Here is a 25536-nt window from a genome sequence, read left to right as displayed (position 1 = left end):
TGCCCCGGCCTTCCTGGGGGTGAGACGGTGGGGGCATGGGCCACCGACTCGCCGCCAGCCTCTCCCCCTACCTGCGCCAGCACGCCGACAACCCCGTCGACTGGTGGGAGTGGGGCGAGGAGGCCTTCACGGAGGCGCGGCGACGGGACGTCCCGATCTTCCTGAGCGTCGGGTACGCGGCCTGCCACTGGTGCCACGTCATGGCGCACGAGAGCTTCGAGGACGAAGGGGTGGCCGCGGCCCTGTCCGCCGGGTGGGTGAGCGTCAAGGTCGACCGCGAGGAGCGGCCCGACGTCGACGCGGTCTACATGCTCGCCACGCAGGCGATGACGGGTCACGGCGGGTGGCCGATGACCGTGCTCATCACGCCGGACGGCGAGCCCTTCTTCGCCGGGACCTACCTGCCCAGGCCGCAGCTGCTGCAGCTGCTCGATGCCGCCGGCACCGCGTGGCGGGAGGACCGTGAGCGGCTCACCGCGAGCGCGACGAGCATCGCCGCGCAGCTGGCCGGCATCGCCGACCCGGGTCCGGGCTCACCGATCGAGGACGAGCAGGTCGCGCTGGCGGTCCACACGCTGCGCAAGGTCTTCGACGACGCCCGGGCGGGTTTCGGCGGGGCGCCGAAGTTCCCCCCGTCGATGACCCTCGAGCACCTGCTGCGGCACCACGCGCGCACCGGTGACGCCGACGCGCTCGCCATGGCCGAGCGGACCCTCGAGGCGATGGCCCGCGGCGGCATCCACGACCAGCTCGCGGGCGGCTTCGCGCGGTACAGCGTCGACGCGGAGTGGGTCGTGCCCCACTTCGAGAAGATGCTCTACGACAACGCCCAGCTGCTGCGCGTGTACGCGCACTGGCACCGCGCGACGGGCGACGAGCTCGCGGGTCGGGTGGCCGGGTCGACCGCCGACTTCCTCGTGCGCGACCTGCGCACGGACGAAGGGGGGTTCGCCTCGGCCCTCGACGCCGACACGATCATCGACGGCCGGTCCGTCGAGGGCGCCACCTACGTGTGGACCCCGGCGCAGCTCGTCGAGGTCCTCGGCGAGGAGGACGGGCGCCGGGCCGCCGAGCTGCTCGAGGTGACCCCCGAGGGGACCTTCGAGCACGGGACCTCGACGCTGCAGCTGCTCCACGACGTCGAGGACTCAGCCGACGCGGGGTGGTGGGAGTCGGTGCGAGTCCGCCTCCTCACCGCCCGCGACGAGCGCCCCCAGCCCGCGCTCGATGCCAAGGTGGTCACGAGCTGGAACGGCCTGGCCATCGCCGCCCTCGCCGACGCCGGCGTCATCCTGCGCCGCCCCGACCTCGTCGAGGCCGCCGCTGCCGCGGCGCGGCTCGTCCTGGAGCACCACCTCGTCGACGGGCGCCTGCGCCGCACCTCGCTCGGTGCCGTGGTCGGCCCGGCGCCGGCAGTGCTCGACGACCACGGCAACCTCGCCGAGGGGCTGCTCTCGCTCCACCGCGCCACCGGCGAGACGACCTGGCTGACGCGCGCCGGCGAGGTTCTGGAGCTCGCGACGAGCCTCTTCCACGACGAGGACGGCTGGCACGACACGGCCCATGACGGCGAGGCCCTCATCACCCGTCCGCGCGGGCGCACCGACAACGCCGAGCCGGCGGGTGTCTCGGCCATCGCGGGCGCCCTGCTCACCCACTCGGCCCTCACCGGTCGCACCGACCACCGAGCGCTCGCCGAGGAGGCCGTCGCCGCGCAGTCGCGGATCATCACCCACGACCCGCGCTTCGCCGGCTGGGCGCTGGCGGTGGCCGAGGCGATGCTCGCCGGACCGCTCCAGGTGGCGATCGTCGGCGAGGGCCCGGGCGGCCCCCTTCGTGCCGTGGCGGAGGCCTCCCCCGCACCGGGGCTCGTCATCGTCAGCGGCGAGCCCGATGCCCCCGGCGAGCCGCTGCTCGCGGACCGGCCACTCGTCGACGGGCGGGCGACCGCGTACGTGTGCCGCGGCTTCGTCTGCGACGCGCCGGTGACCGACCCCGAGGCGCTGCGCCGACTGCTGTGATCAGTCGACGACGTCGACGCTCGTGACGGACCCGGGATCGATCGGCTCGTCCCAGTCGATGTCGCGGTGCGAGTGCGACCGCAACCACGCCAGAGCGGCCCGGATCGTGTGCTCGTGGCTGACGACGACGAGGTGCTCGGGCTGCTCGATGAGGGCTGGGGCGAACCACTCGCCGACCCGCTCGAAGACGTCCTGCATGGACTCGCCCCCGCCCCAGCGGACCTCGCTGATGTGGCGGTCCTGCGGGACCTCCTCGGCACGCAGGAGGTCGCTGCGCTCCCCCTCGAGCCGGCCGAGGGCCTGCTCGCGCAGGCCGGCCTCGTTGCGGACCGAGGCGTGCCACCCGGCGGGGCGCAGGGCCACCGAGATGATCTCGGCGGTCTGCAGGGCACGCATGAGGTCGCTGGACCACAGGGCGAGGGCGCGCTCCGAGCGGGGCGGACCCAGCACCGCGCCCAGGGCGAGCCCGGCCCGGGCGGCGTCGGCGCGTCCCGCGTCGGTGAGCACGGACTGGCCGGGCCCCCGGTGGGCACCCTGGACGAGGCCGTCACGGTTCCACGTGGACTCCCCGTGACGGACGAGGTGCACGCGCGTAGGGCTCACGAGGCCACGCTATCGGTGCTCCGTAGAGTGGCGGCTCGTGAGCGGACTCCTCATCACCGGTACCTCCTCCGACGCGGGCAAGTCCCTCGTCGTGACGGGACTGTGCCGCGTCCTCGCCCGGCGGGGCGTGTCCGTCGCCCCGTACAAGGCGCAGAACATGTCCAACCACTCGATGGTCTGCCGCGACGGGTCCGAGATCGGCCGTGCCCAGTACCTGCAGGCGCAGGCCGCCGGGGTCGAGGCGACGTCGGCGATGAACCCGGTGCTGCTCAAGCCGGGCAGCGACCGGCGCGCCCACGTCGTCGTGCGGGGGCGGCCGGCGGGCGAGCTGCGGGCGGGTGAGTACGCCACCGGGCGGGGGCACCTGGCAGACGCCGCGTTCGCCGCGTACGAGGACCTGGCCGCGGCGCACGACGTCATCGTCTGCGAGGGCGCGGGCTCCCCGGCCGAGGTCAACCTGCGTGCGGGCGACTACGTCAACCTCGGCCTGGCCCAACGGTTCTCGCTGCCCACCGTGCTCGTCGGCGACATCGACCGTGGCGGCGTGCTCGCGGCGCTGTACGGGACGTGGGCGCTCGTCGCGGACGAGGACCGGCCGTTGCTGCGCGCCTACCTGATCAACAAGTTCCGCGGCGACGCGTCGGTCCTCGAGCCGGGGCTCGACGAGGTCACCCGCCGCACCGGGCTGCCCTCCCTCGGGGTGCTGCCGTGGCTCACCGACGTGTGGCTCGACTCCGAGGACTCGCTGTCGATGGGCGCCTGGGGTGAGGCCGAGGACGACGTCCCGGCCGACCGCCGCCTGTCCGTGGCCGTCGTCCGACTGCCGCGGACGTCCAACGGCACCGACGTCGACGCGCTGGCCGCCGAGCCAGGTGTCGACGTGCGCGTCACGGTGGACGCGGACCACGTGCGAGAGGCCGACCTCGTCGTGCTGCCGGGCTCTCGGGCCACGGTGTCCGACCTCGCGTGGTTGCGCCGGTCCGGCTTGGCCGAGGTCGTGGTGGACCGCGCGCGCCGCGGTGCACCGGTCCTCGGGATCTGCGGCGGGTACCAGATGCTGCTCGACGAGGTCGTCGACGACGTCGAGTCCGGCGGCGACGACGACGAAGGGAGCGAATCCCCCTCTCCCCCAACGGTCCCCGGTCTCGGACTGCTCCCCGGACGCGTCGTCTTCCACCACGACAAGGTGCTCGCGAGACCGAGCGGGTCGTGGCGGGGCGTGCCGGTGGAGGGGTACGAGATCCACCACGGCGTCGTCGAGCCGACCGGCGGCGAGGACTTCCCCGGCGGCCACGCGGTGGGCCCGGTGCGTGGGTCGATCTGGCACGGGACGCTCGAGGGCGACGGCTTCCGGCGCGCCCTCCTGGCCGACGTCGCGCGGGCGAGCGGCGCGGCCTGGTCCGCGGAGGCGGGCGGGACCCCCTTCGCCTCACGACGGGAGCGGATGATCGACACCCTCGCCGACGCCCTCGAGACCCACGTCGACATCGACGCCCTGCTCGCCCTGACGAAGGACTCCCGTTGAGCCCCAGCGCTGCCCGTCGCATCCACGTCATCGGCATCGGCGCCGGGTCCCCCGAGCACGTGACCGCCGAGGCCGCCGCCGCGCTGGGCGAGGTCGACGTCTTCCTCGTCGCCGACAAGGGTGGCGCCAAGGACGAGCTGGTCGCGGTGCGGCGCGCGATCTGCGAGCGCTTCATCCCGGCCGACCACGCCTACGAGCTCGTCACGGTGCCCGACCCGCAGCGCGGACCCGACGCCGAGCGCGACCCCGCCGAGTACGCGCGAGGGGTGCGCGACTGGCACGCCGCGCGGACCGACGCGTACGTGCGGATCATCGAGGGGCTGCCGGAGGACGCGGTCGTGGGCTTCCTCGTGTGGGGAGACCCCGCGTTCTACGACAGCACGATCCGCGTCGTCGACGCGATCGGCGAGCGGATCCCGACGACGGTCCGGGTGCTGCCGGGGATCTCGGCCTTCCAGACCCTGGCCGCTGCGCACGGGATCGTGCTGCACCGCGTCGGCGAGCCGGTCCACGTCACGACCGGCCGGCGGCTCGTCGAGGAGTGGGCACGTGCCGACGACGCGGGGCTGGAGCTCGGGACCGTCGTCGTCATGCTCGACGGGCACCTGCACTGCCGCGAGCTCGCGGCCACGCACCCGGACACCGTCATCCACTGGGGCGCCTACGTCGGCATGCCCCAGCAGGCGCTGCGGTCCGGTCGCCTGGCCGATGTCATCGACGAGATCGTCGAGCTGCGCGCGCGGCTGCGCGCGGAGCACGGCTGGGTCATGGACGTCTACGCGCTGACGCCCGCCTGAGGGTCACCGGGTGCGGGCCGCGGCGCGGCGGACGGCCAGGCCCTGCAGGACCATCGACGCCGCGAGGCAGGCGCCGACACCCTCGCCGGCACGCAGGCGCAGGTCGAGCAGCGGCTCGAGGCCGAGCTCGCGCAGCACGAGCGCGTGGGCCCGCTCGCGGGAGACCTGGCCGGCGAGGAGGTAGGCCTGCACCGCCGGCTCGATGCGGCTCGCGACGAGGCCCGGCAGGGACCCCGCGAGTCCGTCGAGGACGACCGGCGCACCCGCGGCCGCGGCCCCGAGCACGACCCCCGTGAGCAACGCGATCTCCGGACCACCCACGGCCGCGAGGAGGCGAAGGGGGTCCGACTCCCCCTTCGTCCGGGCGAGCGCCGCCGCGACGACCTCGCGCTTGCGCGCGACCATGTCCGCGTCGGACCCCGAGCCGAGGCCGACCGCGTCCTGGGGCTCGAGGTCGAGGAGGGCACAGGCCAGGGCGGCGGCGACGGTCGTGTTGCCGACGCCGACCTCGCCGAGGCAGACGAGACCCCCGCGCGAGGCCTCACGACCGATGTCGTGCCCGGCTGCCACGAGGGCCTCGACGTCGGCCGGAGACATCGCGTCGGTGGTCGCCAGGTCGCCCCGCTCCCCCCTCGCACGCGCGGCGCGCGCGTCCGGGACCGGCTGCGCCACACCGGCGTCCACGGCGATGACGGCCAGACCGGCGCCCTTGGCCGTGGCCGCGCCGAGCGAGGTCCCGGCCACCGTGGCGGACAGCACGTCCGCGGTCGTCGAGCCCGGGAAGGCACTGACCCCGAGGTCGGTCACGGGGTGGTCGGCGCCGGCGAGCACCAGCGTGCCACCGGTGATGTCCTGGGCGCCGACGGCGAGCACCCGGTTGAGCGTGCGGTCGAGGACACCGAGGGAGTCCGGGGGCGAGAGCAGCTCGTCGGCCGCGTCGGTGGCCCCGACGAGGCGCTCCGGCTCGGGTCCGCGCAGGTGCGAGACCGGCTGCTGCGGGGCCGACTCGTCAGCAGGCCAGCGGTCGCGCAGGACGACCTCCTCGAGAGGTGCCTTCCGCGACCACGCGGCGCGCTCGAGACCCGGCGACGGAGGCCGCTCGTCGGGCCAGCCGAGGCACAGCCACCCGAGCGTGACGACGTCCTCGGGCAAGCCGAGCAGGCCGGCGAGCTCGTCCGGGTCGAAGAGCGTCACCCAGCCCATCCCGAGCCCGTGGGCGCGGGCGGTGAGCCACATGTTCTCGATCGCCGCGGCGCAGGACCACAGGTCGGCGTCGGGGAAGGTCGCGCGCCCGAGCACCCCCACCGCGGGAGTGCGCCGATCGCATGCGACGACGACGCCGACGGGCGCCTCGCGCAGGCCCTCCAGCTTGAGGTCGAGCATGCGCGCTGCGCGCTCCGAGGCCAGGTGCGCGGCCTGCTCGACCCGCGCCCGGTCAGCCAGCGCCGCGGCCCGGTCACGGGTCGTGGGGTCGGTGACGACGAGGAACCGCCAGGGCTGGGAGTGGCCGACGCTCGGTGCGCGGTGACCGGCCTCGAGCACCGCGGTGACGAGGTCCTCCGGCACGGCGTCGGGCCGGAAGCGGCGGATGTCGCGCCTGCCGGCGACGACCGCGGCCAGGGCCTGCGTCACGGTCTCGCCCATCGCCCACCCGGCGGGGTCCTCGCGCCGCTGCGCGGCACTGCTGGCGTCGCCGATGGTCGGGACGGGCCGGGCGTAGCGGGGGGACTCCCTTGCGTCGCTCACTCGTCCTCCATGTCACCCTCGACGTCGAGGTAGACCTGCTGCATCGCGGCCACGACCTGCGGGTCCGGCTCCTCCCACAGGCCGCGGTCGGCGGCCTCGGTGAGCTTCTCGACGATGCCGCGCAGGGCCCAGGGGTTGGCCCGGCGCATGAACTCCTGGTTGGTCGCGTCGAGGACGTAGTCCTGGGCGATGCGGTCGTACATCCAGTCGTGGACGACGCCGGCGGTCGCGTCGAAGCCGAAGAGGTAGTCGACCGTGGCCGCCAGCTCGAAGGCGCCCTTGTACCCGTGGCGCTGCATCGCCGAGATCCACCTGGGGTTGACCACGCGCGAGCGGAAGACGCGGTTGGTCTCCTCCTGCAGCGTCCGGGTGCGCACCGCGTCGGGTGAGGTCGAGTCGCCGACGTAGGCCTTCGGCTCGCTCCCGGTGAGCGCGCGCACGGTCGCGACCATGCCGCCGTGGTACTGGAAGTAGTCGTCGGAGTCGAGGATGTCGGACTCGCGGTTGTCGACGTTCTTCGCGGCGACCTGGATGCGGCGGTAGGTGCGCTCCATGTCCTCCGCAGCGGGCCGGCCGTCGAGGTCGCGGCCGTAGGCGTAGCCGCCCCAGGCCGTGTAGACCTGCGCGAGGTCGTCGTCGCTGCGCCAGCTGCCGGACTCCACGACCTGCAGGATGCCCGCGCCGTAGGACCCGGGCTTGGAGCCGAAGATCCTCGTGCGGGAACGGCGCTCGTCACCGTGGTCGGCGAGGTCGGCGCTCGCGTGGGCGCGGACGTGGTTGTCCTCCTCGCGCTCGTCCAGGCCGGCGACGAGGGCGACCGCGTCGTCGATGAGCGCGATGACGTGCGGGAACGCGTCGCGGAAGAATCCCGAGATGCGCACGGTGACGTCGATCCGCGGGCGGCCGAGCTCGGCGAGCGGTATCGGCTCGAGGCCGACCACGCGGCGCGACTGCTCGTCCCACACCGGCGTGACGCCGAGCAGGGCGAGCACCTCGCCGATGTCGTCGCCGGAGGTGCGCATCGCGGAGGTGCCCCACATCGACAGCCCGACGGAGGTCGGCAGCTCGCCGGTCTCCTCGCGGTAGCGCTCGAGCAGGGAGTCGGCCATCGCGGTGCCGGTCTGGTAGGCCAGCCGCGACGGGATCGCCTTGGGGTCGACCGAGTAGAAGTTGCGCCCGGTCGGCAGCACGTTGACCAGGCCACGAAGGGGGGACCCGCTCGGCCCCGCGGGCACGTACCCGCCGTCGAGGGCGTGCAGGACCATCGGCAGCTCGCGCTCGGTCGCGGCGAGGCGCGGCACGACCTGGGTGGCGGCGAACTCGAGCACCGCGGCCACCCCGGCGGCCGCGTCCGCCGACAGGCCCGGCTCGAGCTCGGCGACCAGATCCGTTGCGGCGCAGGCCTGCCAGCCACGGGCGGCGAGCGCCTCGACGAGGCGACGGGCCCTCCCTTCGACCTCGTCGGTCTCGGTCGAGGAGGCGTCCTCGACGAGGCCGAGCGCGGCGCGCAGGCCGGGGACCGACCCGACCTGCCCGGAGAAGACCTGGGCGGCACGCAGGACGGCGAGCACGAGGTTGACCAGCTCCTCCCCCTGCGGTGCCTGGCCGAGCACGTGCAGGCCGTCGCGGATCTGCACGTCCTTGATCTCGCAGAGCCACCCGTCGACGTGCATGACGAGGTCGTCGAAGCCGTCTGCGTCGTCGAGGTCGACGTCCTCGAGACCGAGGTCGACGTGCATCTGCGCGGCGTGGATGAGCTGCCAGATCTCCCCGCGCAGGGCCGGCGCCTTGGCCGGGTCCATGACCGAGACGTTGCCGTACTCGTCGAGCAGCTGCTCGAGCCGGGCGATGTCGCCGTAGGACTCGGCGCGGGCCATCGGCGGGACCAGGTGGTCGACGATCGTCGCGTGGGCGCGGCGCTTGGCCTGCGTGCCCTCGCCGGGGTCGTTGACGAGGAAGGGGTAGACGAGCGGCAGGTTGCCGAGGGCCGCGTCGGTGCCGCACGAGGCGGACATCGCGAGGTTCTTGCCGGAGAGCCACTCGAGGTTGCCGTGCTTGCCGACGTGGACGACGGCGTGCGCGCCGAACTCCTCCTCGATCCATCGGTAGGTCGCGAGGTAGTGGTGCGTCGGCGGCAGGTCGGGGTCGTGGTAGATGGCGATCGGGTTCTCCCCGAAGCCGCGCGGCGGCTGGACGAGCAGCGCGACGTTGCCGCGCACGAGGGCGGCGGTGACGATCTCGCCCTGCGCGTCGGTGGACGTGTCGACGAAGACCTCCCCCGGTGCCTCGCCCCAGTGCTCGGTCATCGCCTCGCGCAGGTCGGCCGGGAAGCGGTCGAACCACTCGCGGTAGCGGTCGGCGGGGATGCGCACCTGCGCGCCCTCGACCTGCTGCTGGGTGAGCCACTCCTCGTCCTGCCCGCCGGCGGCGATGAGCTCGTGGATGAGGGCATTGCCGCAGGTCGTGTCGGGTGCCTCGCCCCCGACCGGTGGGAGCGGGTCCATCCCGACGAAACCCGGCCCGAGGTCGTAGCCCGCGTCGCGCATCGCGCGGAGCAGGCGGATCGTCGAGACCGGGGTGTCGAGGCCGACGGCGTTGCCGAGGCGGGAGTGCTTCGTCGGGTAGGCCGAGAGGACGACAGCGATCCTGCGCTCTGCCGCCGGGGTGGAGCGCAGACGGGCGTGGTTGACCGCGATCCCGGCCACGCGGGCGGCCCGCTCGGGGTCGGCGACGTAGTGCGGCAGGCCCTCGTCGTCGAACTCCTTGAAGGAGAAGGCCACCGTGATCAGGCGCCCGTCGAACTCGGGCACGGCGACCTGGGTCGCGACGTCGAGAGGGCTCATGCCGTCGTCGGACTCCTGCCACTCGGCCCTGCCCCAGGTGAGGCACAGGCCCTGGAGGATCGGGATGTCGAGCGCGGCGAGCGCCTCGACGTCCCAGGCCTCGTCGTCCTCGCCGGCGGAGGCGGTGGCGGGCTTGGTGCCCCCCGCCGCGAGCACGGTCGTGACGAGTGCGTCGAGGGAGCCGAGGTGCTCGAGGAGGCCGCTCGGCGCGTCGCGCAGCGAGGCGGAGTGGATGACGACCCCCTGGCCGCCGGCCGCGTCGATCGCGTCGGCGAGCGCGTGCGCGTAGTCGGTGTTGCCGGCCGCGTACTGGGCCCGGTAGATGAGGACCCCGACGCGCGGCCGGGTGCGGCCGTCGGCCAGCGGCGCCGGCTCCTCGCGCTCGAGGACCCCCCACTGCGGCAACGGCTGCGGCGCCTCGAAGCCCTCACCGGTCAGCAGGAGCGTGTCCCCGAGGAAGGCGTGCAGCTGGGCGATGTTGGCCGGGCCGCCCTCGGCGAGGTAGCGGTGGGTCTCGGCGACCACGCCCGCGGGCACGGTCGACATCTCCATGAGCGCGGCGTCCGGCTCCTGGGTGCCACCGACGACGACGAGCCGCGCGCCCCGGTCGGCGAGGCGGCGAAACCCGCTGCACAGGTCGTCCGGGGTACCGAGGATGCGGGCCACGACGACGTCGGCGGACGCGAAGAGCTCGCCCATGTCGGTGTGCCCGGGACGTGCGGGGTTGGCCACGACGATGTCGATGCCATGGTCCCGGGCCGCGGCCCGGGCGCTCAGCAGGTCGGTGTCGGACGTGGACAGCAGGGCGATCTGTGGCACGGGTCGTGCAGCTCCTCAGGCGGGGTTCCGCGCCCCGCGGTCGAAGGGAGGGACCCGCACGGTGGCGTCCGGGCCGGCCGATCGGGCGTGTCTGACTCGCGAAGGGGATTCGCTCACAGTGGCGGGACCGTCCCGGACTCGCACCGGGTTCCGCTCGATCTGGCTGGCTCGCACTCTACCTGCGGGTCCGGTGGGTCCGCGTAGGCTGCACGGCCGTGACCACCCCCTCGCCCTCCCGCAGCGGCGCCGACCGCTGCCCGGGGCTGCTCACCCCCTTCGTCTCGGCGGACGGGGCGATGGTGCGGCTGCGGCTGCCGGGCGGGCGCGTGGACGCCACGGTGCTGGCCGAGATCTCTTCTCTCGCAACACGTTTCGGCAAACCGGACATCACGCTGACCACACGTGGGAGCCTCCAGCTGCGAGGGCTGCCCGACCCGCTCCCCCGCGAGCTGGTCGCCGCGGTCGGCGACCTCGGGCTCGTCCCCTCGGGCGAGCACGACAAGGCACGCAACATCGTCGCCGACCCGCACGCGGGCCTGGACGACCTCGTGATCGCGCTCGACGCCGGCCTGCTCGCCGACCCCGTGCTGGCGGGCCTGCCGGGGCGGTTCCTCCTGGCCGTCGCGGGGCCCCGCGGGCCCGTCCTCGGTGAGCCCTGGGACGTGGCCGTCGTGGACGAGGGCGGACCTGCCCGGGTCGTGGCCGGCGGCCGGTCCGTGGTGGTCGCTCGCGACGAGGCGGCCCGGGTTGCGCTGGACGTCGCAGGACGCTTCCTCGCCGCGCGTGGGGACGCCAGGACGTGGAACATCCGCGACCTGCCCGCCGGCACCCGCGCCGGGCTGCTGCCCGGCGGCGCTCCCTTCGTCGTCGAGTCGGCCGCCCCACCCGCGCCGGGACCTGCCGGCGAGGACCTGGTGGCGCTCGTCCCGCTGGGGCTGCTGACGCCGGCGATGGTCCGTACCCTCGCCGGGTCGCTGCGGATCACTCCGTGGCGCTCGCTCGTCGTCACCGGCGGGGCCACCCGGGCCGACGCGCTCGAGGCGGCCGGCTTCGTCACCGGTCCCGACTCCCCCTGGACCGTCCTCACCGCGTGCGCGGGCGCACCCGCCTGCGCCCGGACCACGACGCCCACCCGCGACCTCGCCCGGGCCGCGGCACCCCTGCTCGACCCCACCGGACCACCCGTCCACGTCATCGGGTGCGAGCGGGCCTGCGGCCATCCCGCAGGCGGGCACGCGACCTCGCTCGACCCCACCTCCGCCGCGGACATCGTTGCGGCACAACACCACCCACGAGACGAGAAGGACGCATGACCTCCTCCCTTCGCCAGCCACCCCGCCGGTACGACTACGTCACCGACGGCCAGGAGATCTACCGCCGCTCGTTCGGCATGATCCGCGACGAGGCCGACCTGTCCGGTCTGCCCGAGCGGTTGCGCGGTGCCGCGGTGCGGATCATCCACGCCGCCGGTGACGTGGCGATCACGAGCGCGATCGCCGGCCACCCGGAGGTGGCCACCGCCGCCCGCGACGCCCTCGTCGCCGGCGCCCCGGTCCTCACCGACAGCAACATGCTCGCGTCCGGGGTCACCCGCCGGCGCCTGCCCGCGGACAACGAGGTCGTCTGCACCCTGCGCGACGAGCGCGTCCCGGGTCTCGCCGCCGCGTGGGGCACCACGCGAGCCGCCGCGGCGGTCTCCCTGTGGGCCGACCGGCTCGAGGGCTCCGTCGTCGCGATCGGCAACGCGCCGACCGCGCTCTTCCACCTGCTCGAGATGCTCCACGAGGGCGCGCCGCGCCCGGCGGCGATCGTCGGGATGCCCGTCGGGTTCGTCGGCTCGGCGGAGTCCAAGGTCGCCCTGGCCGAGCACGACCTGCCCGGTGGCCCGGTCCCCTGGCTCGTCGTCCACGGCCGCCGCGGCGGCTCCGCGATGGCCGCCGCCGCGCTCAACGCCCTCGCCGACCCGGACGAGCTGGCATGAGCGACACCGGCCCCGGGCACTTCTACGGCGTCGGCGTCGGCCCCGGCGACCCAGAGCTCATCACCCTCAAGGCCGCCCGGCTCATCCGTGAGGCGGACGTCATCGCCTACCACTCGGGCGTCGGCAAGCAGTCGATGGCCCGTGGCATCGCGGCCGACCTCATCCCCGACGGCGTCGTCGAGATCGACCTGCGCTACCCCGTGACGACGGGGACGACAGACCACCCGGGTGGCTACTACGGGGCGCTCGCCGACTTCTACGACGAGTGCTGCGAGCGGCTCGAGGCCCACCTCTCGCGGGGCCGCACCGTCGTCGTGCTGGCAGTGGGCGACCCGCTCTTCTTCGGGTCCTTCATGTACGTCCACGACCGGCTGAGCCCCCGCTACCCCACCGAGGTCGTCCCCGGCATCACCTCGATGTCCGCCGCGACCGCCGCCGTCGCCACGGGGCTGTGCCGCCACGAGGACACCCTCACGGTCCTGCCCGGCACGCTCGGCGTGCCCGAGCTCGCCCGCCGGCTGGCCGACACCGACGCGGCCGTCATCATGAAGCTCGGCCGCACCTTCGCCGGCGTCCGCGAGGCGCTGCGCCAGGCCGGGGTCCTCGACCGGGCCGTCTACGTCGAGCGCGCCTCCGGCGCGGGCGAGGTCGTCCTGCCCGCCGCCGAGGTCGAGGAGGGTCGCGTCCCCTACATGTCCATCGTCGTCGTGCCCGGGGCGGACGTGCGCGACGACGCCGCGGGGCGGGCGGCGGACTTCGCACGGATCACGGCCGGGGACGAGGTGGACGAAGGGAGCGACGCACCGGGTCAGGGCACCGTCCACGTCGTCGGCCTCGGACCGGGCCCGGACCGATGGCTCACGCCGGAGGCGTCGCAGGTCCTGGCGAGCGTGGACCACGTCGTCGGCTACGCCCCGTACGTCGCCCGCGTGCCCCAGCGCGAGGGCCTCACCCGGCACGCGTCCGGCAACACCGTCGAGCTGGACCGGGGCCGGCTCGCCCTCGACCTCGCGCGCGGTGGCGACGACGTCGCGATCGTCTCCGGCGGGGACGCGGGCGTCTTCGGGATGGCGACGGCACTCTTCGAGTCACGCGAGAGCGCCGTGGCGCAGGACCGCTCGTACGCGGACGTGCCGGTGCGCATCGTGCCCGGCGTGACCGCCGCGCACGCGGCCAGCGCCCTCGTCGGCGCGGTCCTCGGCGGCGACCATGCGCTGGTCAACCTCAGCGACAACCTCAAGCCGTGGGAGGTGCTCGCCGACCGGCTCACCGCCCTGGCGACGTACGACATCACCATCGCGCTGTACAACCCGCGCTCCGCCTCGCGACCCGACACCCTCGGCGCCGCCCGCGACCTGCTCGTCGGCGCCGTCGGCCCCGGGCGCGTCGTCGTCGTGGCCCGCCGGGTGGGGCGCGAGCAGGAGTCCGTGACGGTCACCACCCTGGGCGACCTCGACGTCGCCTCCGTCGACATGGGGTGCCTCGTCGTCATCGGCGCGTCGAGCACACGGGTCACCGACGACGGCTGGGTCTGGACGCCCCGCTCGGTCGGCTGACGCGGCGACCCGGCGGCGCCTGTCGTCCTTCAGCGCACCCGTGTGACGAAGTTTCGTGACACAGGTGCGCGGATCGACGTCAGGACCAGAACGGTGGCGGTCCTGCCGGCGCGTCCGCCCGGGGCGACGGGAGCCGGGCTCCGTCTCCCCACCCCTTCGCCCACTCCGGGACGGACGCCGTCGGCGGGGTGGTCCGCAGCAGCTGCCACAGGCGGTCGGTGTCGACGCCGCGGCCGCGCTGGAGGAACCGCATCCGCACCAGCGCCTGCGCGCACACCTGGCCGTCGACGACGAAGCGCTGCTCGAAGTACACGCTCACCCGGTCCCAGCCGGCCACCGCGCTGTGCAGCTCGTACGCCTGGAGCGGCTGCAGCGAGGTGCGGAAGGTCATCGTCTCCTGCATGACGACCGGCGAGAGGCGGTGGCGCAGCTGGGCGCGTCCCCAGCCGGAGCGGACGGCGAGGTCGATGCGACCGAGGTCGGCGATCGTGAAGTAGACGCCGTTGTTCATGTGCCCGGCGAAGTCGATGTCGTTGGGCAGGACCCGCAGCGGCAGGACGGCGTGCTCACCGGCGGCGACCGGACCTCGACGACGGGCGGTGGCGGCGGTCCAGATGACGCGGAGGGAGCGGTTCACCGGGACATCCTCTCCCGCGCACGGGGTCTCGACGGGTGTCGGTACGGGGTGCCACGCTGTGAGGATGGCCACGACCTACTGCACCTCGACGAGCCTGGACGGCTACCTCGCCGACGACGACGAGAGCCTGTCGTGGCTCTTCGCGACGGCTGGCCACGACCGGGACCCGCAGGGACGGTACGGCGACGACGACGCCCTCGACTTCGACCGGTTCCTGCCGACGGTCGGGGCGGTGGTCTGCGGGGCCAACACGTACGCGTGGCTGCACCGGGAGCTGACGCACGACGGGTCCGACCTCGTCTGGCCCTACGAGCAGCCCTCGTGGGTCGTCACCCACCGCGCCCTCGACCTGCCGAAGGGGGTGACCTCCTTCGCCGGCGACGTCCGGGAGCTGCACGCGACCGCGACGCAGGCGGCCGCCGGGCGGGACGTGTGGATCGTCGGGGGCGGTGACCTCGCGGGCCAGTTCGCCGACGCCGGGCTGCTCGACCGTGTCTGGGTCCACCAGACGCCCGTGACGCTCGGGGCCGGCGCGCCGCTCCTCCCGCGCCGGCTGCGCCTGCAGCGGCTCGAGATCAGGCGCGACGGCCAGTTCACCGCGATGCTCTTCGACGTCGTCGGTCCAGAGCCTCGACGCGTCGGGGACGTGGACGGCGCGGCGGCGGTCTACGCCGAGGGCGGGCCCTGACGGTGGCCGTCGAGGGCGGCCACGCGACGGCACGAGTAGAGGTGCGACTCGACGAAGTCCTCGGCGCGCAGCGCCCAGCCGACGACGATGATCGCGGCCTGCCGCAGGTCGTGGGCCTCGACCTGGTCGGCGATGTCGGCGAGCGTGCCGCGCAGGACGATCTCCTCCGGCTGCTCGACGCGGTAGGCGACGGCGACGGGGCAGTCGGCGCCGTAGTGCCCGGCGAGGCGGGCGGCGAGCTCGCGGGCACGGCGGACCGCGAGGTGCAGCACGAGCGTCGCGCCCGTCGCGGCGAAGGCCTCGAGCGACTCGCCACTCGGCATCGCGGTCGAGTCGCGCTGCGCGCGGGTGAGGACCACGGACTGGGCGACCTCGGGCACGGTGAGCTCGCGGCCGAGGCGCGCGGCGGTCGCCGCGTAGGCGGGGACTCCGGGCGTGATGTCCCAGGGGATGCCGGCCGCGTCGAGCCGCCGGGTCTGCTCGGCGATCGCGGAGTAGACGGAGGGGTCGCCCGAGCAGAGCCGGGCGACGTCCTGACCCCGCTCGTGGGCGGCGACCAGCTCGCTCGTGATGCCGTCGAGGTCGAGCTGCTGGGTGTCGACCAGGCGCGCGCCGGGCGGGCAGTGCTCGAGGACGGCGGCGTCGAGGTAGGTCCCGGCGTAGAGGCACACCGGGCTCGCCGCGAGCAGGCGCGTGGCGCGGACGGTGAGCAGGTCCGCGGCCCCGGGGCCGGCGCCGATGAAGTGGACGGTCATGTCGGGTCCTCGGTGGGTCGGGTGGCGGCGAGCTGGACGACGGCGCGGGCGGGCGTCCACGACAGGTAGCGGCCGAGCGGGACGGCGCGCTCGACGGCCAGGCGGGTCAGCTCCCCACCGGTGCGGGCGTGGGTGGCCAGGAGGGCCGACTCCCCCTCGAGCGTCACCGCGTGCGCGACCAGCCGACCACCGGGACGAAGGGTGGCCCATGCGCGGTCGAGCAGGTCCGGGTCGAGCCCCCCGCCGACGAAGACCGCGTCAGCGGGAGGGAGAGAGGTCAGGTCGGTGGTCGTCGTGTCGCCGACGAGCACCGCGACGCGGCCGGCGAGGCCGAGCGTCTCGGCGTTGGCGGTGATGCGTGCGGCCCGCGTGGCGTCCCGCTCGACGCAGGTCGCGGTGGCGCGGTCGGCGGCGAGGCACCACTCGAGGGCGACCGAGCCGTTGCCCGCGCCGAGGTCCCACAGGTGGGCGCCGGCCGTCGGGCGCAGCCGCGCGAGCCCCGACGCCCGGACGTCGCGCTTGGTGAGCTGGCCGTCGTGGTCGATGAAGTCCTCGGGACGTCCGGGCACCGGTCCGGCGGTGGCGGCGGCTGCGGCCGGGTCGCTCGCCCGCGTCTCGAGGCAGCACAGGACGAGGTCGGGCGTCGTCCCGGTGAAGTCGTCCGCCCGCCCCGAGCGGGCGCCTTCCAGCGGGCCGCCCAGGTGCCACCGAGCGGTGAGCGTGCTGGCGCCCCAGCCGTGCTCGGTCAGGAGCACCCCGAGGCGTGCCGGGTCCGCACCGGTCGAGCACAGCACCACGAGACGGGCACCGGGCGCCAGGTGCGGCAGCACGACGCGCAGGTCGCGCCCGACGGTCGTCACGACGACACTCTCCTCGGCCGACCAGCCCTGCCGGGCCCGGGCGAGGGCGTCGCTGCCGACGTGGGGCTGGATGCTCACGGCGTCCTCGCCGAGCACCTCGATGAGGGTGCTCGCGATGCCCGAGCGGAGCGGGTCTCCGCTCGCGAGGACGACGACGTCGTCGGAGGCGGCGAGGAGGCCGTCGAGGAACTCACGCAGGGCCGGACGCAGGGGGCTCGGCCACGGCACGAGCCGCACGTCGTCGGCGACGTGCGCACCGACGAGGTCGAGGTGGCGCCGGCCGCCCACGAGGGTGGTGGATCGGCGGATGCGGCTGCGCCGCCCTTCGTCCAGGCCGGCCCAGCCGTCGTCCCCGAGGCCCACGACGTCGATCACGGACGCCCACCCTAGGCCCCCGCGCCCTTGTGGCATGCTGGCGCCCGACGCTGCACCGAGGAATCCGGTGAGAATCCGGAGCGGTCCCGCCACTGTGATGCCCTGCACGGGCCAGCCAGGGCATCGGTCGGCCGTCCGTCGGGGCGACCCGCTCCCGACGTCCGTCGTACGGCGAGCGTGGACACTCGCCAGGAGGCACGAGTGACTGCTCCGACCTTTCCCTTCACGGCCCTCGTCGGCTCCGACGAGCTGACGACCGCGCTGCTGCTGAGCGCCATCTCCCCCGAGATCGGCGGCGTGCTCGTGCGCGGCGAGAAGGGCACCGCCAAGTCGACCGCCGTGCGCGCCCTCGCCGCGGTCCTGCCCGAGCAGCACGTCGCGCGGGAGTGCCGCTTCGGCTGCGACCCGGACCGGTCCGAGGACTGCCCCGACGGTCCCCACGAGGGCACCGCGACCACCCGGCCGGCACGTCTCGTCGAGCTGCCCGTCGGCGCCACCGAGGACCGCGTCGTCGGCTCCCTCGACCTGCGCCGTGCCCTCGGGGACGGCGAGGCCGCCTACCAGCCCGGTCTGCTCGCCGAGGCCCACCGGGGGATCCTCTACGTCGACGAGGTCAACCTCCTCCACGACCACCTCGTCGACGTGCTCCTCGACGCAGCGGCCATGGGACGCAACACGGTCGAGCGCGACGGCGTCTCGATCTCGCACCCGGCGCGCATCACCCTCGTCGGCACCATGAACCCCGAGGAGGGTGAGCTGCGTCCCCAGCTGCTCGACCGCTTCGGCCTGACCGTGCACGTCGCCGCCAGCCGCGACCCGCACGTGCGCGCCGAGGTCGTGAAGCGTCGCCTCGAGGCCGACCTCGACCCGGTGGCCTTCGCCGCCCGGTACGCCGGCTCCGAGGTCGAGCTCACCGCCCGGCTCGCCGCGGCCCGCGCCGCCGTCCGCGGCATCCGGCTCGAGGAACGCACGCTGCGCACCATCGCCCGCGTCTGCGCGGGGTTCGACGTCGACGGCATGCGCGCCGACATCGTCACCGCGCGCACCGCCCTCGCCCACGCGGCCTGGCAGGGCCGCGACCACGTGACCCGCGAGGACATCCGCGCCGCAGCGCTGCTCTCCCTGCCCCACCGCCGCCGTCGTGCCCCCTTCGACGCGCCGGGCCTCGACGAGGACCTGCTCGACCGCCTCCTCGACGAGGAACCCGAACCCGAGCCCCCGGGCGGCGGGGACGGGCCCGATGACTCCCCGCAGGGGGGGCCAGCCGACTCCGGCCCTGACTCGCCAGATGGATCACACCGCCCGCCGGCCCCCGACGCGGCACATGATTCACCGGACGAGTCAGCGGCGAAGGGCGACGACACCCCCACCGAGCCGGCGGCAGGATCCACCCCCAGCCCGACGGGCACCGCGGCCGCCGCCGCGCCCTACCGGGCCCGCCGGCTCGAGCTCACCGGGGTCGGCTCCGGCCCGACCGGCCGCCGCTCCCCCGCGCTCACGCCGCGCGGCCGCACCGTCGGCACCCACCCGGCCGGGCAGGAACCGGCGGGAGCGGCGATCCACCTGACCGCCACCCTTCGTGCCTCCGCGTCCCGTCGGGCGAGCGCCCGTGGACCCGCCCGGGTGACCGGAGACGACCTGCGCCACGCCGTGACCCGGGGGCGCGAGGCCAACCTCGTGCTGCTCGCCGTCGACGCCTCCGGCTCGATGGCCGCACGCAAGCGGATGACCGAGGTCAAGACCGCCGTGCTCTCGCTGCTCCTCGACGCCTACCAGCGGCGCGACCGGGTGGGACTGGTGACCTTCCGGGGGGGCTGCGCCGAGCTGGCCCTGCCGCCCACCTCCTCCGTGGAAGCAGCCGCCGCCCGCCTCGCCGAGATGCCGCACGGTGGCCGCACGCCGCTCGCCGAGGGCCTGACCGAGGTCGCCAAGGTCGTTGCGAGAGAACGGATCCGCGACCGCCACCAGCGTGCGCTCGTCGTCCTCGTCACCGACGGGCGGGCCACCGCCGGGCCCGACGCGCTCGTCCGCGCGCAGCGCATCGCGGACGCGTGGGCGGGGACGGCGGAGACCGTCGTCGTCGACTGCGAGTCCGGCCGGTTTCGCATGGGGCTGGCCGGCGACCTCGCCCGCCGCATGGGCGCCGAGCACGTCCCCCTCGAGCAGGTCGCCGCGAGCGGTCTCGTCGAGATCGTCACCGACCGCACCGGACCCCGTAGGAGCGCTGCCTGATGGCCCAGGGACAGACCCCCGTCACCCCGCAGGACGGACTGACGACGCGCCAGCGCCGCAACCGCCCGCTCGTCGTCGTCCACGGCGGCACGGGCAAGGGCAAGTCGACCGCCGCCTTCGGGCTCGCGCTGCGCGGCTGGAACCAGGGCTGGTCCATCGGCGTCTTCCAGTTCGTCAAGTCCGCCAAGTGGCGCATCGGCGAGGAAGAGGTCTACAGGACCCTCGGCCGGGTCCACGAGGAGACGGGCGAAGGGGGCCCGGTCGAGTGGCACAAGATGGGCTCCGGCTGGTCGTGGTCACGCCGGGCGGGCAGCGAGGAGGACCACGCCGCCGACGCCCGTGAGGGCTGGGCCGAGATCAAGCGTCGCCTGGCCGCCGAGTCCCACACCGTCTACGTCCTCGACGAGTTCACCTACGTCATGAAGTGGGGCTGGGTCGAGCTCGACGACGTCATCGACACCCTGGTGGGCCGCCCCGGGTACCAGCACGTCGTCATCACCGGGCGTGACCCGCACCCGCGCCTGCTCGAGATCGCCGACGTCGCGACCGAGATGACGAAGATCAAGCATCCCTTCGACGCCGGCCAGAAGGGCCAGAAGGGCATCGAGTGGTGACCCTGCCCCGGGTGCTCGTCGCGGCGCCGGCGTCGGGCCACGGCAAGACGACGATCGCCGTGGGGATCATGGCCGCCCTCGCCCGGCGCGGCCTGGTCGTCGCGCCGGCCAAGGTCGGGCCGGACTACATCGACCCCGGGTACCACGCCCTCGCGACCGGGCGTCCGAGCCGCACCCTCGACCCCTGGCTCGTCGGCGAAGGGAGGGTCGCCCCCCTCCTCGCCCGCGGAGCCACCCACCCGACGCCGGCCGACGTCGCCGTGCTCGAGGGCGTCATGGGGCTCATGGACGGGCGGCTGGGCGCCGACGGCTTCGCCTCGAGCGCCCACGTCGCGACGCTCACGCGCACCCCCGTCGTCCTCGTCGTCGACATCAGCTCGACCTCGCGCACCGTCGCCGCGACGGTCCACGGACTGGCGACCATCGACCCCGTGCTCGACGTCGTCGGGGTCGTGCTCAACAAGGCGGGCACGCCGCGCCACGGCGACGAGGCGCGTCGCGCCGTCCAGGGCGTCGGCATCCCCGTCTGGGGTGTGCTGCCCCGCGACGCCGCCATGCACGTCCCCTCCCGCCACCTGGGGCTCGTCCCCGCCGCCGAGCGCGGCGAGGCCGCCGCGACCCTCGACCACATCGCCACCGTGGCCGAGGAGCACCTCGACCTCGACGCCCTGCTCGCCGCCGCCCGCACCGCGCCCGACCTCGGTGCCCAGCCGTGGGACCCGGTTGCGGCGCTCGCGCCCTTCGAGACGCTTGCTGCGCAAGCTCCTCAGGGAGCGGTGGGTGGGGGCCTCTCGCAGGGAGCGAGCCAGCGGCCCGTCGTCGCCGTGGCCGGGGGCCGGGCCTTCACCTTCCGCTACCCCGAGACGGTCGAGCTGCTCGAGGCCGCCGGCGCCCGCGTCGTCGAGCTCGACCCCGCACGCGACACCGCCCTGCCGAGCGGGACCTCGGCGCTCTACCTCGGCGGTGGTTTCCCCGAGGTGCACGCCCGTGCGCTGGCGACCAACCGCGTCCTCGTGCAACGGGTGCGGGCCGCGATCGACGCCGGCATGCCGACCGTGGCCGAGTGTGCGGGCCTGCTCTACCTCGCCGAGAGCCTCGACGCACACCCGATGGTCGGGGCCGTGCCGGCGACCGCCGCGATGGGCCGGCGCCTGACCCTGGGGTACCGCGAGGCGACGTCCCGGGTCGACTCGGTCCTCGGCCCCGCGGGCACCCGCGTGACCGGCCACGAGTTCCACCGGACCGTCACCACCCCCGCTGCCGGACCCGACGCGGCGTGGCTGCTGGACGACCGCCCCGAAGGATTCGCCCTCGACCCCGGACGCACCGGCCACGCCACCCTCGTCGCCTCCTACCTCCACACCCACTGGGCCGGCTCACCCCGGGTCGCTGCGTCCTTCGTCGACGCGGCGGCGCGCTGGCACGGTGCCCGGCCGGGGCTGCCCTTCGAGGCTCGCCCGCAGAGCGGGCTCGCACCTCAGGGAGCGTCGGTCGAGGCTGTAGACCCCCTGCGCCACCACGGGGACGCCGAGGTGGGCGAGGACCTCATCGACCTGGCCGTCAACGTGCGGACGGGGCATCCCCCCGAGTGGCTGGCGCGCGCCCTCGCCGACGAGCTGACCCACGTCGCGGCCTACCCGGACCCGACCCGTGCCCGCGACGCGGTCGCCGCGCGGCACGGGCTCGCGCGGGAGCAGGTGCTGCCGACGAGCGGCGGGGCGGAGGCCTTCACCCTGGTCGCTCGGGCCTTCGACCCGCGTGACGCGGTGGTCGTGCACCCGCAGTTCACCGAGCCGGAGGCGGCACTGCGAGCGGCCGGGCACGACGTGCGCCACGTGCTGCTGCGGCAGCAGGACCGCTTCGCCCTCACCCCGGCAGCCGTCGAGCAGGTCGGTGACGCCGACCTCGTCGTCATCGGCAACCCGACCAACCCGACCGGGGCCCTCCACCCGGCGCGCACCCTGCGCGCCCTGGCCCGGCCGGGCCGGGTCCTCCTCATCGACGAGGCCTTCATGGACGCCGTCCCCGACGAGGCCGAGTCGCTCCTGCCCGGGGACCTCGCCGGCATCGTCGTCGTCCGGTCGCTCACCAAGACGTGGGCCGTCGCGGGCCTGCGGGCCGGGTACGTCGCCGGTGACCGGGACCTCGTCGCGGCCCTCGCTATCCACCAGCCGCACTGGTCCGTCGGGTCCCTCGCGCTGCGGGTCATGACCGAGACGGTCACGCCGCAGGCGCTCGGCGAGGCCGCGCGGGCCGTCGAGGAGACCGGTCGCTGGCGCGCCCACCTGCTCGCCGGGCTGCGGGACCTGGACGTCCCGACGGGGGGCGAGGCGGCCCCCTTCGTCCTCGCGCAGGTGGGTGACGGCGTCCACGAGACGCTGCGCGGTGCGGGCTGGGCCGTGCGCCGGGGCGATACTTTCCCGGGGCTCGACCCCACCTGGGTGCGGATCGCCGTCCGTGACCCGCACACCATCGACGGGCTCCTGCGCGAGCTCGGCCACACCCTGCAGCACCGGAGGACCGCATGACCGACGCCACCACCACCCCCGCCGGGCGGGTCATCCTCGTCGGCGGCGGCCCCGGCGCCCCCGGTCTGCTCACGGTCGCCGGGTGCGACGCGCTCGCTGCCGCGGACGTCGTCGTCACCGACCGGCTCGCCCCTCTCGCGGCGATCGCCGAGCACGCCCCGCAGGCCGAGGTCGTCCACGTCGGCAAGATCCCGCGCGGCGCGTTCACCCCGCAGGAGCGCATCAACGAGCTGCTCCTGGAGCACGCCCGCGCCGGCCGGACCGTCGTGCGGCTCAAGGGCGGGGACGGCTACCTCTTCGGACGTGGAGGTGAGGAGTGGAATGCCTGCACCGACGCCGGGATCCCCGTCGAGATCGTGCCGGGCGTCTCCTCCGCCTTCTCCGTCCCGGCGCTCGCCGGGATCCCGGTGACCCACCGCGGCCTGTCGCAGGGCGTCGCGGTGGTCTCCGGGCACGTCTCCCCGGACGACCCGCGCAGCGAGGTCGACTGGGCCGCGCTCGCCACGTCCCGCCTGACCATCGTCGTGCTCATGGGGGTCGCCACCCTCGGCTCGATCGCCGAGGCGCTCATGGCCGCCGGGCTGCCCGCCGACACCCCGGCTGCCTGCGTCGCGGACGGGGCCAGCCCGCAGCAGCGGGTCGTGCGGGCGCCGGTGTCGCAGATCGCGACCGAGGCGGACGCAGGCGGCTTCGCCCCCCCGGCCATCACGGTCATCGGCCAGGTCGTCGAGGCGTTGCACGGGGTCTCGTGAGCGCCCTCGGCGAGGGGTACCGGCTCGCGCTCGGGACCTTCACCCGCATCCCGAGCGGCGAGGTCTCGACCGAGCGCGCGGTCGCCCGGGCGGCCCTGCTCCTCGCCCCGCTGGCCGTGCTCCCGCTCGCCGTCGGGGTCGGGCTCCTCGGGTGGAGCGTCGCGGCCGGCGTCCCCCCGTGGGTCGCGGCCGGCCTCGCCCTCGCCCTCCTCGCGTACGGCACCAGGGCCATGCACCTCGACGGTCTGGCCGACACGGTCGACGGGCTGGGTGCCGGCTGGGACCGTGAGCGGGCGCTCGAGGTCATGCGAAGGGGGGACCTCGGCCCCATGGGTGCCGTCGCCCTCGTCCTCGCGCTCCTGCTCCAGGCAGCCGCGATGGCCGAGCTCTTCACCGCCGGGTGGCGCGGCGGGCTCGTCGTCGCCGCACTCGTCGTGGCGTCGCGAGCGACGTGCGCGCTGCTGTGCGCCGCGGGGAGCCGGCCGTCCGAGGGCTCGAGCCTGGGGAGGGTCTTCGTCGGGGCGGTGCCGGTGGCCGCCGCCGTCGGCCTGCAGGTCGTCACCGCGCTCGTCGTGCTCGCGGCGGCATGGCCGCTCGTGGACGGACCGGGCGCGCTGCTCCTGGGCGGGAGCACCACCGCCGTCGGGGCGCTCGCGGTCCTGGCGCTGGCCGGCCGGGCGCGACGCGTCCTCGGCGGCGTCAACGGGGACGTCCTGGGGGCGGGCGTGGAGATCTCGCTGGCCGCATCCCTCGTGGTCGGGTCGGTGACGTGGTGAGGGTTCTCGTCACCGGAGGCGTCCGCTCCGGCAAGTCCCGGCACGCGGAGTCGCTGCTCCTGCCGCCCCACCTGCCCGACGGGGCCACGGTCACCTACCTCGCGACCGGCCCGCGGCGCGACGACGCCGACTGGGGGGCCCGGGTCGCGGCCCACCAGCGCCGCCGACCGGCGACCTGGGGCACCGTCGAGGCGTCCGACGCGGCCACGGCCCTGCGGGCGGCGAGCGGGCCCGTGCTCCTCGACTGCCTCGGGACGTGGCTGACCGCCCAGCTCGACGAGCTCGCGGCCTGGGAGGCGCCGGAGGAGGACTGGGTCCCTGCCCTCGAGCACCGAGTCGCTGACCTCGAGTCCGCCTGGCGCGCATCCCCCTTCGTCATCGCGGTGACCAACGAGGTCGGGTGGGGGCTGGTCTCCGAGCACCGGTCCGGTCGGATCTTCGCCGACCGGCTCGGGTGGCTCAACCAGCGGATCGCGGCCTCGGCCGACCGGGTCGACCTCGTCGTCGCCGGGCAGGTGCTGACGATCAGGGGTCAGGTGTGAGGACCGACCCGGTGATCGTCGGGCTCGCCCTCGGCTGGGTGGCCGACGCAGCCCTCGGCGACCCTCGTCGGGGCCACCCGGTCGCCCTCCTCGGCAGCTGGGCCGGCTGGGTCGAGGCCCGCACCCACCGCGACTCCCGCGCGGCAGGCGTCCTGACCGAGGTCGTCGTCCTCGCCCCCGCCCTCGCGCTCGGGGCCGTTGCCCAGCAGCTGCCCCCGCGTGCCCGGGCCGGTGCCACCGCCGCGCTCACCTGGGCCGCGCTCGGCGGCACCAGCCTCGGCCGCGAGGGCCTCGCCGTCCACGCGCTGCTCGCGTCAGGTGACCTGCCGGGCGCGCGCACCCGCGTGCGCAACCTCGTGGGGCGGATCACCGACGACCTCACCGAGGACGAGGTCGCCCGCGCCGCGCTCGAGTCGGTCGCGGAGAACACCTCGGACGCCGTCGTGGGCACCCTCGTCTGGGGCGCCGCACTCGGCCCCCTCGGCATCGTCCTGCACCGTGCGGCCAACACCCTCGACGCGATGCACGGTCACCGGACACCCCGCTATGCCCGGTTCGGCTGGGCCGCCGCGCGACTCGACGACGTGCTGGGCTGGCTGCCGGCGCGGGCGACCGTCCTCGCGACCGCCGCGGCGGTCCCCCTTCGCCCCGGTGCGGTGGTGGTCACCGCCGTCCGCGACGGGCGGGCGCACCCGAGCCCCAACGCCGGGCCGGTGGAGGCGGGCTTCGCCGCCGCGCTGGGGGTGCGGCTCGGGGGCCGCACCGTCTACGCCAGCGGGGCGGAGGACCGCGTCGTCATGGGCCACGGACCCGCCCCGACGACCGCCGACCTGCCCCGCGCCGTCGCCCTCGCGCGTCGCGTCGGTGTCATCGCGCTGGCCGCGGC

General features: G+C 75.2%; 19 protein-coding genes, 1 pseudogene and 2 riboswitches. Of the genes and pseudogenes, 14 read left to right on the top strand and 6 right to left on the bottom strand.

Annotated features, from left to right (window positions below):
* Positions 1 to 35 precede the first annotated feature (35 nt).
* The gene (locus V3C34_RS08215) at positions 36 to 2021 is read left to right on the top strand and encodes a thioredoxin domain-containing protein (RefSeq protein WP_346008506.1); all 1986 of its coding nucleotides are present in this window, start codon (positions 36 to 38) and stop codon (positions 2019 to 2021) included.
* Here V3C34_RS08215 and V3C34_RS08210 read toward each other — a convergent pair whose 3' ends face one another.
* The gene (locus V3C34_RS08210) at positions 2022 to 2624 is read right to left on the bottom strand and encodes a histidine phosphatase family protein (RefSeq protein WP_068325090.1); all 603 of its coding nucleotides are present in this window, start codon (positions 2622 to 2624) and stop codon (positions 2022 to 2024) included.
* Positions 2625 to 2661: 37 nt separating this feature from the next.
* Here V3C34_RS08210 and V3C34_RS08205 point away from each other — a divergent pair, with 37 nt between their 5' ends.
* Both V3C34_RS08205 and cobF read left to right on the top strand, forming a co-directional pair.
* A complete protein-coding gene (locus tag V3C34_RS08205) occupies positions 2662 to 4149 on the top strand; it encodes a cobyric acid synthase (protein ID WP_346008505.1) in 1488 nt (495 codons plus the stop codon).
* Positions 4146 to 4946, top strand: coding sequence for a precorrin-6A synthase (deacetylating) (gene cobF / locus V3C34_RS08200; protein ID WP_068422292.1), 801 nt, complete (start codon positions 4146 to 4148; stop codon positions 4944 to 4946). Before V3C34_RS08205 ends, cobF begins: the two co-directional genes overlap by 4 nt.
* A 3-nt stretch (positions 4947 to 4949) precedes the next feature.
* Here cobF and bluB read toward each other — a convergent pair whose 3' ends face one another.
* Entirely contained in the window at positions 4950 to 6692 is a 1743-nt protein-coding gene (gene bluB, locus V3C34_RS08195) for a 5,6-dimethylbenzimidazole synthase (RefSeq protein WP_346008504.1), read from the bottom strand.
* Positions 6689 to 10354, bottom strand: a complete 3666-nt coding sequence (gene cobN, locus V3C34_RS08190) for a cobaltochelatase subunit CobN (RefSeq protein ID WP_346008503.1) — start codon at positions 10352 to 10354, stop codon at positions 6689 to 6691. Before cobN ends, bluB begins: the two co-directional genes overlap by 4 nt.
* 87 nt (positions 10355 to 10441) lie before the next feature.
* Positions 10442 to 10506: riboswitch (cobalamin riboswitch) on the bottom strand.
* Between the two features lie 63 nt (positions 10507 to 10569).
* On the opposite strand from cobN, the gene V3C34_RS08185 reads away from it, so the two are divergent.
* Genes V3C34_RS08185 through V3C34_RS08175 form a run of 3 tightly spaced genes read left to right on the top strand, consistent with a single transcriptional unit; the run spans position 10570 to position 13891 of the window.
* Positions 10570 to 11667 (top strand): cobalamin biosynthesis protein CobG, encoded by a 1098-nt coding sequence (locus tag V3C34_RS08185; RefSeq protein ID WP_346008502.1) that lies wholly within the window; start codon positions 10570 to 10572, stop codon positions 11665 to 11667.
* Positions 11664 to 12335, top strand: a complete 672-nt coding sequence (locus V3C34_RS08180) for a precorrin-8X methylmutase (RefSeq protein ID WP_346008501.1) — start codon at positions 11664 to 11666, stop codon at positions 12333 to 12335. The genes V3C34_RS08185 and V3C34_RS08180 overlap by 4 nt, the downstream gene beginning before the upstream one ends.
* Entirely contained in the window at positions 12332 to 13891 is a 1560-nt protein-coding gene (locus tag V3C34_RS08175) for a precorrin-2 C(20)-methyltransferase (RefSeq protein ID WP_346008500.1), read from the top strand. The genes V3C34_RS08180 and V3C34_RS08175 overlap by 4 nt, the downstream gene beginning before the upstream one ends.
* Before the next feature lie 79 nt (positions 13892 to 13970).
* On the opposite strand, the gene V3C34_RS08170 is transcribed toward V3C34_RS08175, so the two are convergent.
* On the bottom strand, positions 13971 to 14528 hold the full coding sequence (locus tag V3C34_RS08170; protein WP_346008499.1) for an acyl-CoA thioesterase: 558 nt from the start codon (positions 14526 to 14528) through the stop codon (positions 13971 to 13973).
* Positions 14529 to 14592: 64 nt separating this feature from the next.
* Here V3C34_RS08170 and V3C34_RS08165 point away from each other — a divergent pair, with 64 nt between their 5' ends.
* Positions 14593 to 15216 (top strand): dihydrofolate reductase family protein, encoded by a 624-nt coding sequence (locus tag V3C34_RS08165; protein WP_346008498.1) that lies wholly within the window; start codon positions 14593 to 14595, stop codon positions 15214 to 15216.
* Here V3C34_RS08165 and cobM read toward each other — a convergent pair.
* Positions 15195 to 15971, bottom strand: a complete 777-nt coding sequence (cobM, locus tag V3C34_RS08160) for a precorrin-4 C(11)-methyltransferase (RefSeq protein WP_345912478.1) — start codon at positions 15969 to 15971, stop codon at positions 15195 to 15197. The two genes, V3C34_RS08165 and cobM, sit on opposite strands and share 22 nt — an antisense overlap.
* The gene (gene cbiE / locus V3C34_RS08155) at positions 15968 to 17206 is read right to left on the bottom strand and encodes a precorrin-6y C5,15-methyltransferase (decarboxylating) subunit CbiE (protein ID WP_346008497.1); all 1239 of its coding nucleotides are present in this window, start codon (positions 17204 to 17206) and stop codon (positions 15968 to 15970) included. Before cbiE ends, cobM begins: the two co-directional genes overlap by 4 nt.
* A gap of 60 nt (positions 17207 to 17266) precedes the next feature.
* Positions 17267 to 17329: riboswitch (cobalamin riboswitch) on the top strand.
* A gap of 78 nt (positions 17330 to 17407) precedes the next feature.
* Between cbiE and V3C34_RS08150 the strand changes: the two genes are divergently transcribed.
* The 7 genes and pseudogenes from V3C34_RS08150 to V3C34_RS08120 all read left to right on the top strand — a co-directional run.
* Entirely contained in the window at positions 17408 to 19438 is a 2031-nt protein-coding gene (locus V3C34_RS08150) for a magnesium chelatase subunit D family protein (protein WP_346008496.1), read from the top strand.
* Positions 19438 to 20052, top strand: a complete 615-nt coding sequence (gene cobO / locus V3C34_RS08145) for a cob(I)yrinic acid a,c-diamide adenosyltransferase (protein WP_345912475.1) — start codon at positions 19438 to 19440, stop codon at positions 20050 to 20052. Before V3C34_RS08150 ends, cobO begins: the two co-directional genes overlap by 1 nt.
* A complete protein-coding gene (locus tag V3C34_RS08140) occupies positions 20046 to 22580 on the top strand; it encodes a cobyrinate a,c-diamide synthase (protein ID WP_346008495.1) in 2535 nt (844 codons plus the stop codon). The genes cobO and V3C34_RS08140 overlap by 7 nt, the downstream gene beginning before the upstream one ends.
* A complete protein-coding gene (gene cobA / locus V3C34_RS08135) occupies positions 22577 to 23332 on the top strand; it encodes a uroporphyrinogen-III C-methyltransferase (protein ID WP_346008494.1) in 756 nt (251 codons plus the stop codon). Before V3C34_RS08140 ends, cobA begins: the two co-directional genes overlap by 4 nt.
* Complete coding sequence (locus V3C34_RS08130) at positions 23329 to 24108, top strand: adenosylcobinamide-GDP ribazoletransferase (RefSeq protein ID WP_346008493.1); 780 nt, start codon at positions 23329 to 23331, stop codon at positions 24106 to 24108. Before cobA ends, V3C34_RS08130 begins: the two co-directional genes overlap by 4 nt.
* Positions 24105 to 24650, top strand: coding sequence for a bifunctional adenosylcobinamide kinase/adenosylcobinamide-phosphate guanylyltransferase (locus tag V3C34_RS08125; RefSeq protein ID WP_345912471.1), 546 nt, complete (start codon positions 24105 to 24107; stop codon positions 24648 to 24650). The genes V3C34_RS08130 and V3C34_RS08125 overlap by 4 nt, the downstream gene beginning before the upstream one ends.
* Positions 24563 to 25489: pseudogene (locus V3C34_RS08120) on the top strand (cobalamin biosynthesis protein CobD/CbiB); the annotation flags it as partial. The gene V3C34_RS08125 and the pseudogene V3C34_RS08120, both read left to right, overlap by 88 nt.
* Positions 25490 to 25536: the final 47 nt, after the last annotated feature.

The sequence above is a fragment of the Janibacter terrae genome, from assembly GCF_039636765.1.
GTDB classification, from domain to species: domain Bacteria; phylum Actinomycetota; class Actinomycetes; order Actinomycetales; family Dermatophilaceae; genus Janibacter; species Janibacter terrae.
Note: the sequence above shows the minus strand (reverse complement) of the source record. Positions and strands in the feature narration are given on the sequence as shown.

Excerpts from the sequence above, each read along its gene's own strand:
- V3C34_RS08175 (WP_346008500.1), top strand. The coding sequence starts at position 12,332 with ATGAGCGACACCGGCCCCGGGCACTTCTACGGCGTCGGCGTCGGCCCC.
- cobA (WP_346008494.1), top strand. The coding sequence starts at position 22,577 with ATGACCGACGCCACCACCACCCCCGCCGGGCGGGTCATCCTCGTCGGC.
- cobM (WP_345912478.1), bottom strand. The coding sequence starts at position 15,971 with ATGACCGTCCACTTCATCGGCGCCGGCCCCGGGGCCGCGGACCTGCTC.
- V3C34_RS08215 (WP_346008506.1), top strand. The coding sequence starts at position 36 with ATGGGCCACCGACTCGCCGCCAGCCTCTCCCCCTACCTGCGCCAGCAC.
- cobO (WP_345912475.1), top strand. The coding sequence starts at position 19,438 with ATGGCCCAGGGACAGACCCCCGTCACCCCGCAGGACGGACTGACGACG.
- V3C34_RS08180 (WP_346008501.1), top strand. The coding sequence starts at position 11,664 with ATGACCTCCTCCCTTCGCCAGCCACCCCGCCGGTACGACTACGTCACC.
- V3C34_RS08165 (WP_346008498.1), top strand. The coding sequence starts at position 14,593 with ATGGCCACGACCTACTGCACCTCGACGAGCCTGGACGGCTACCTCGCC.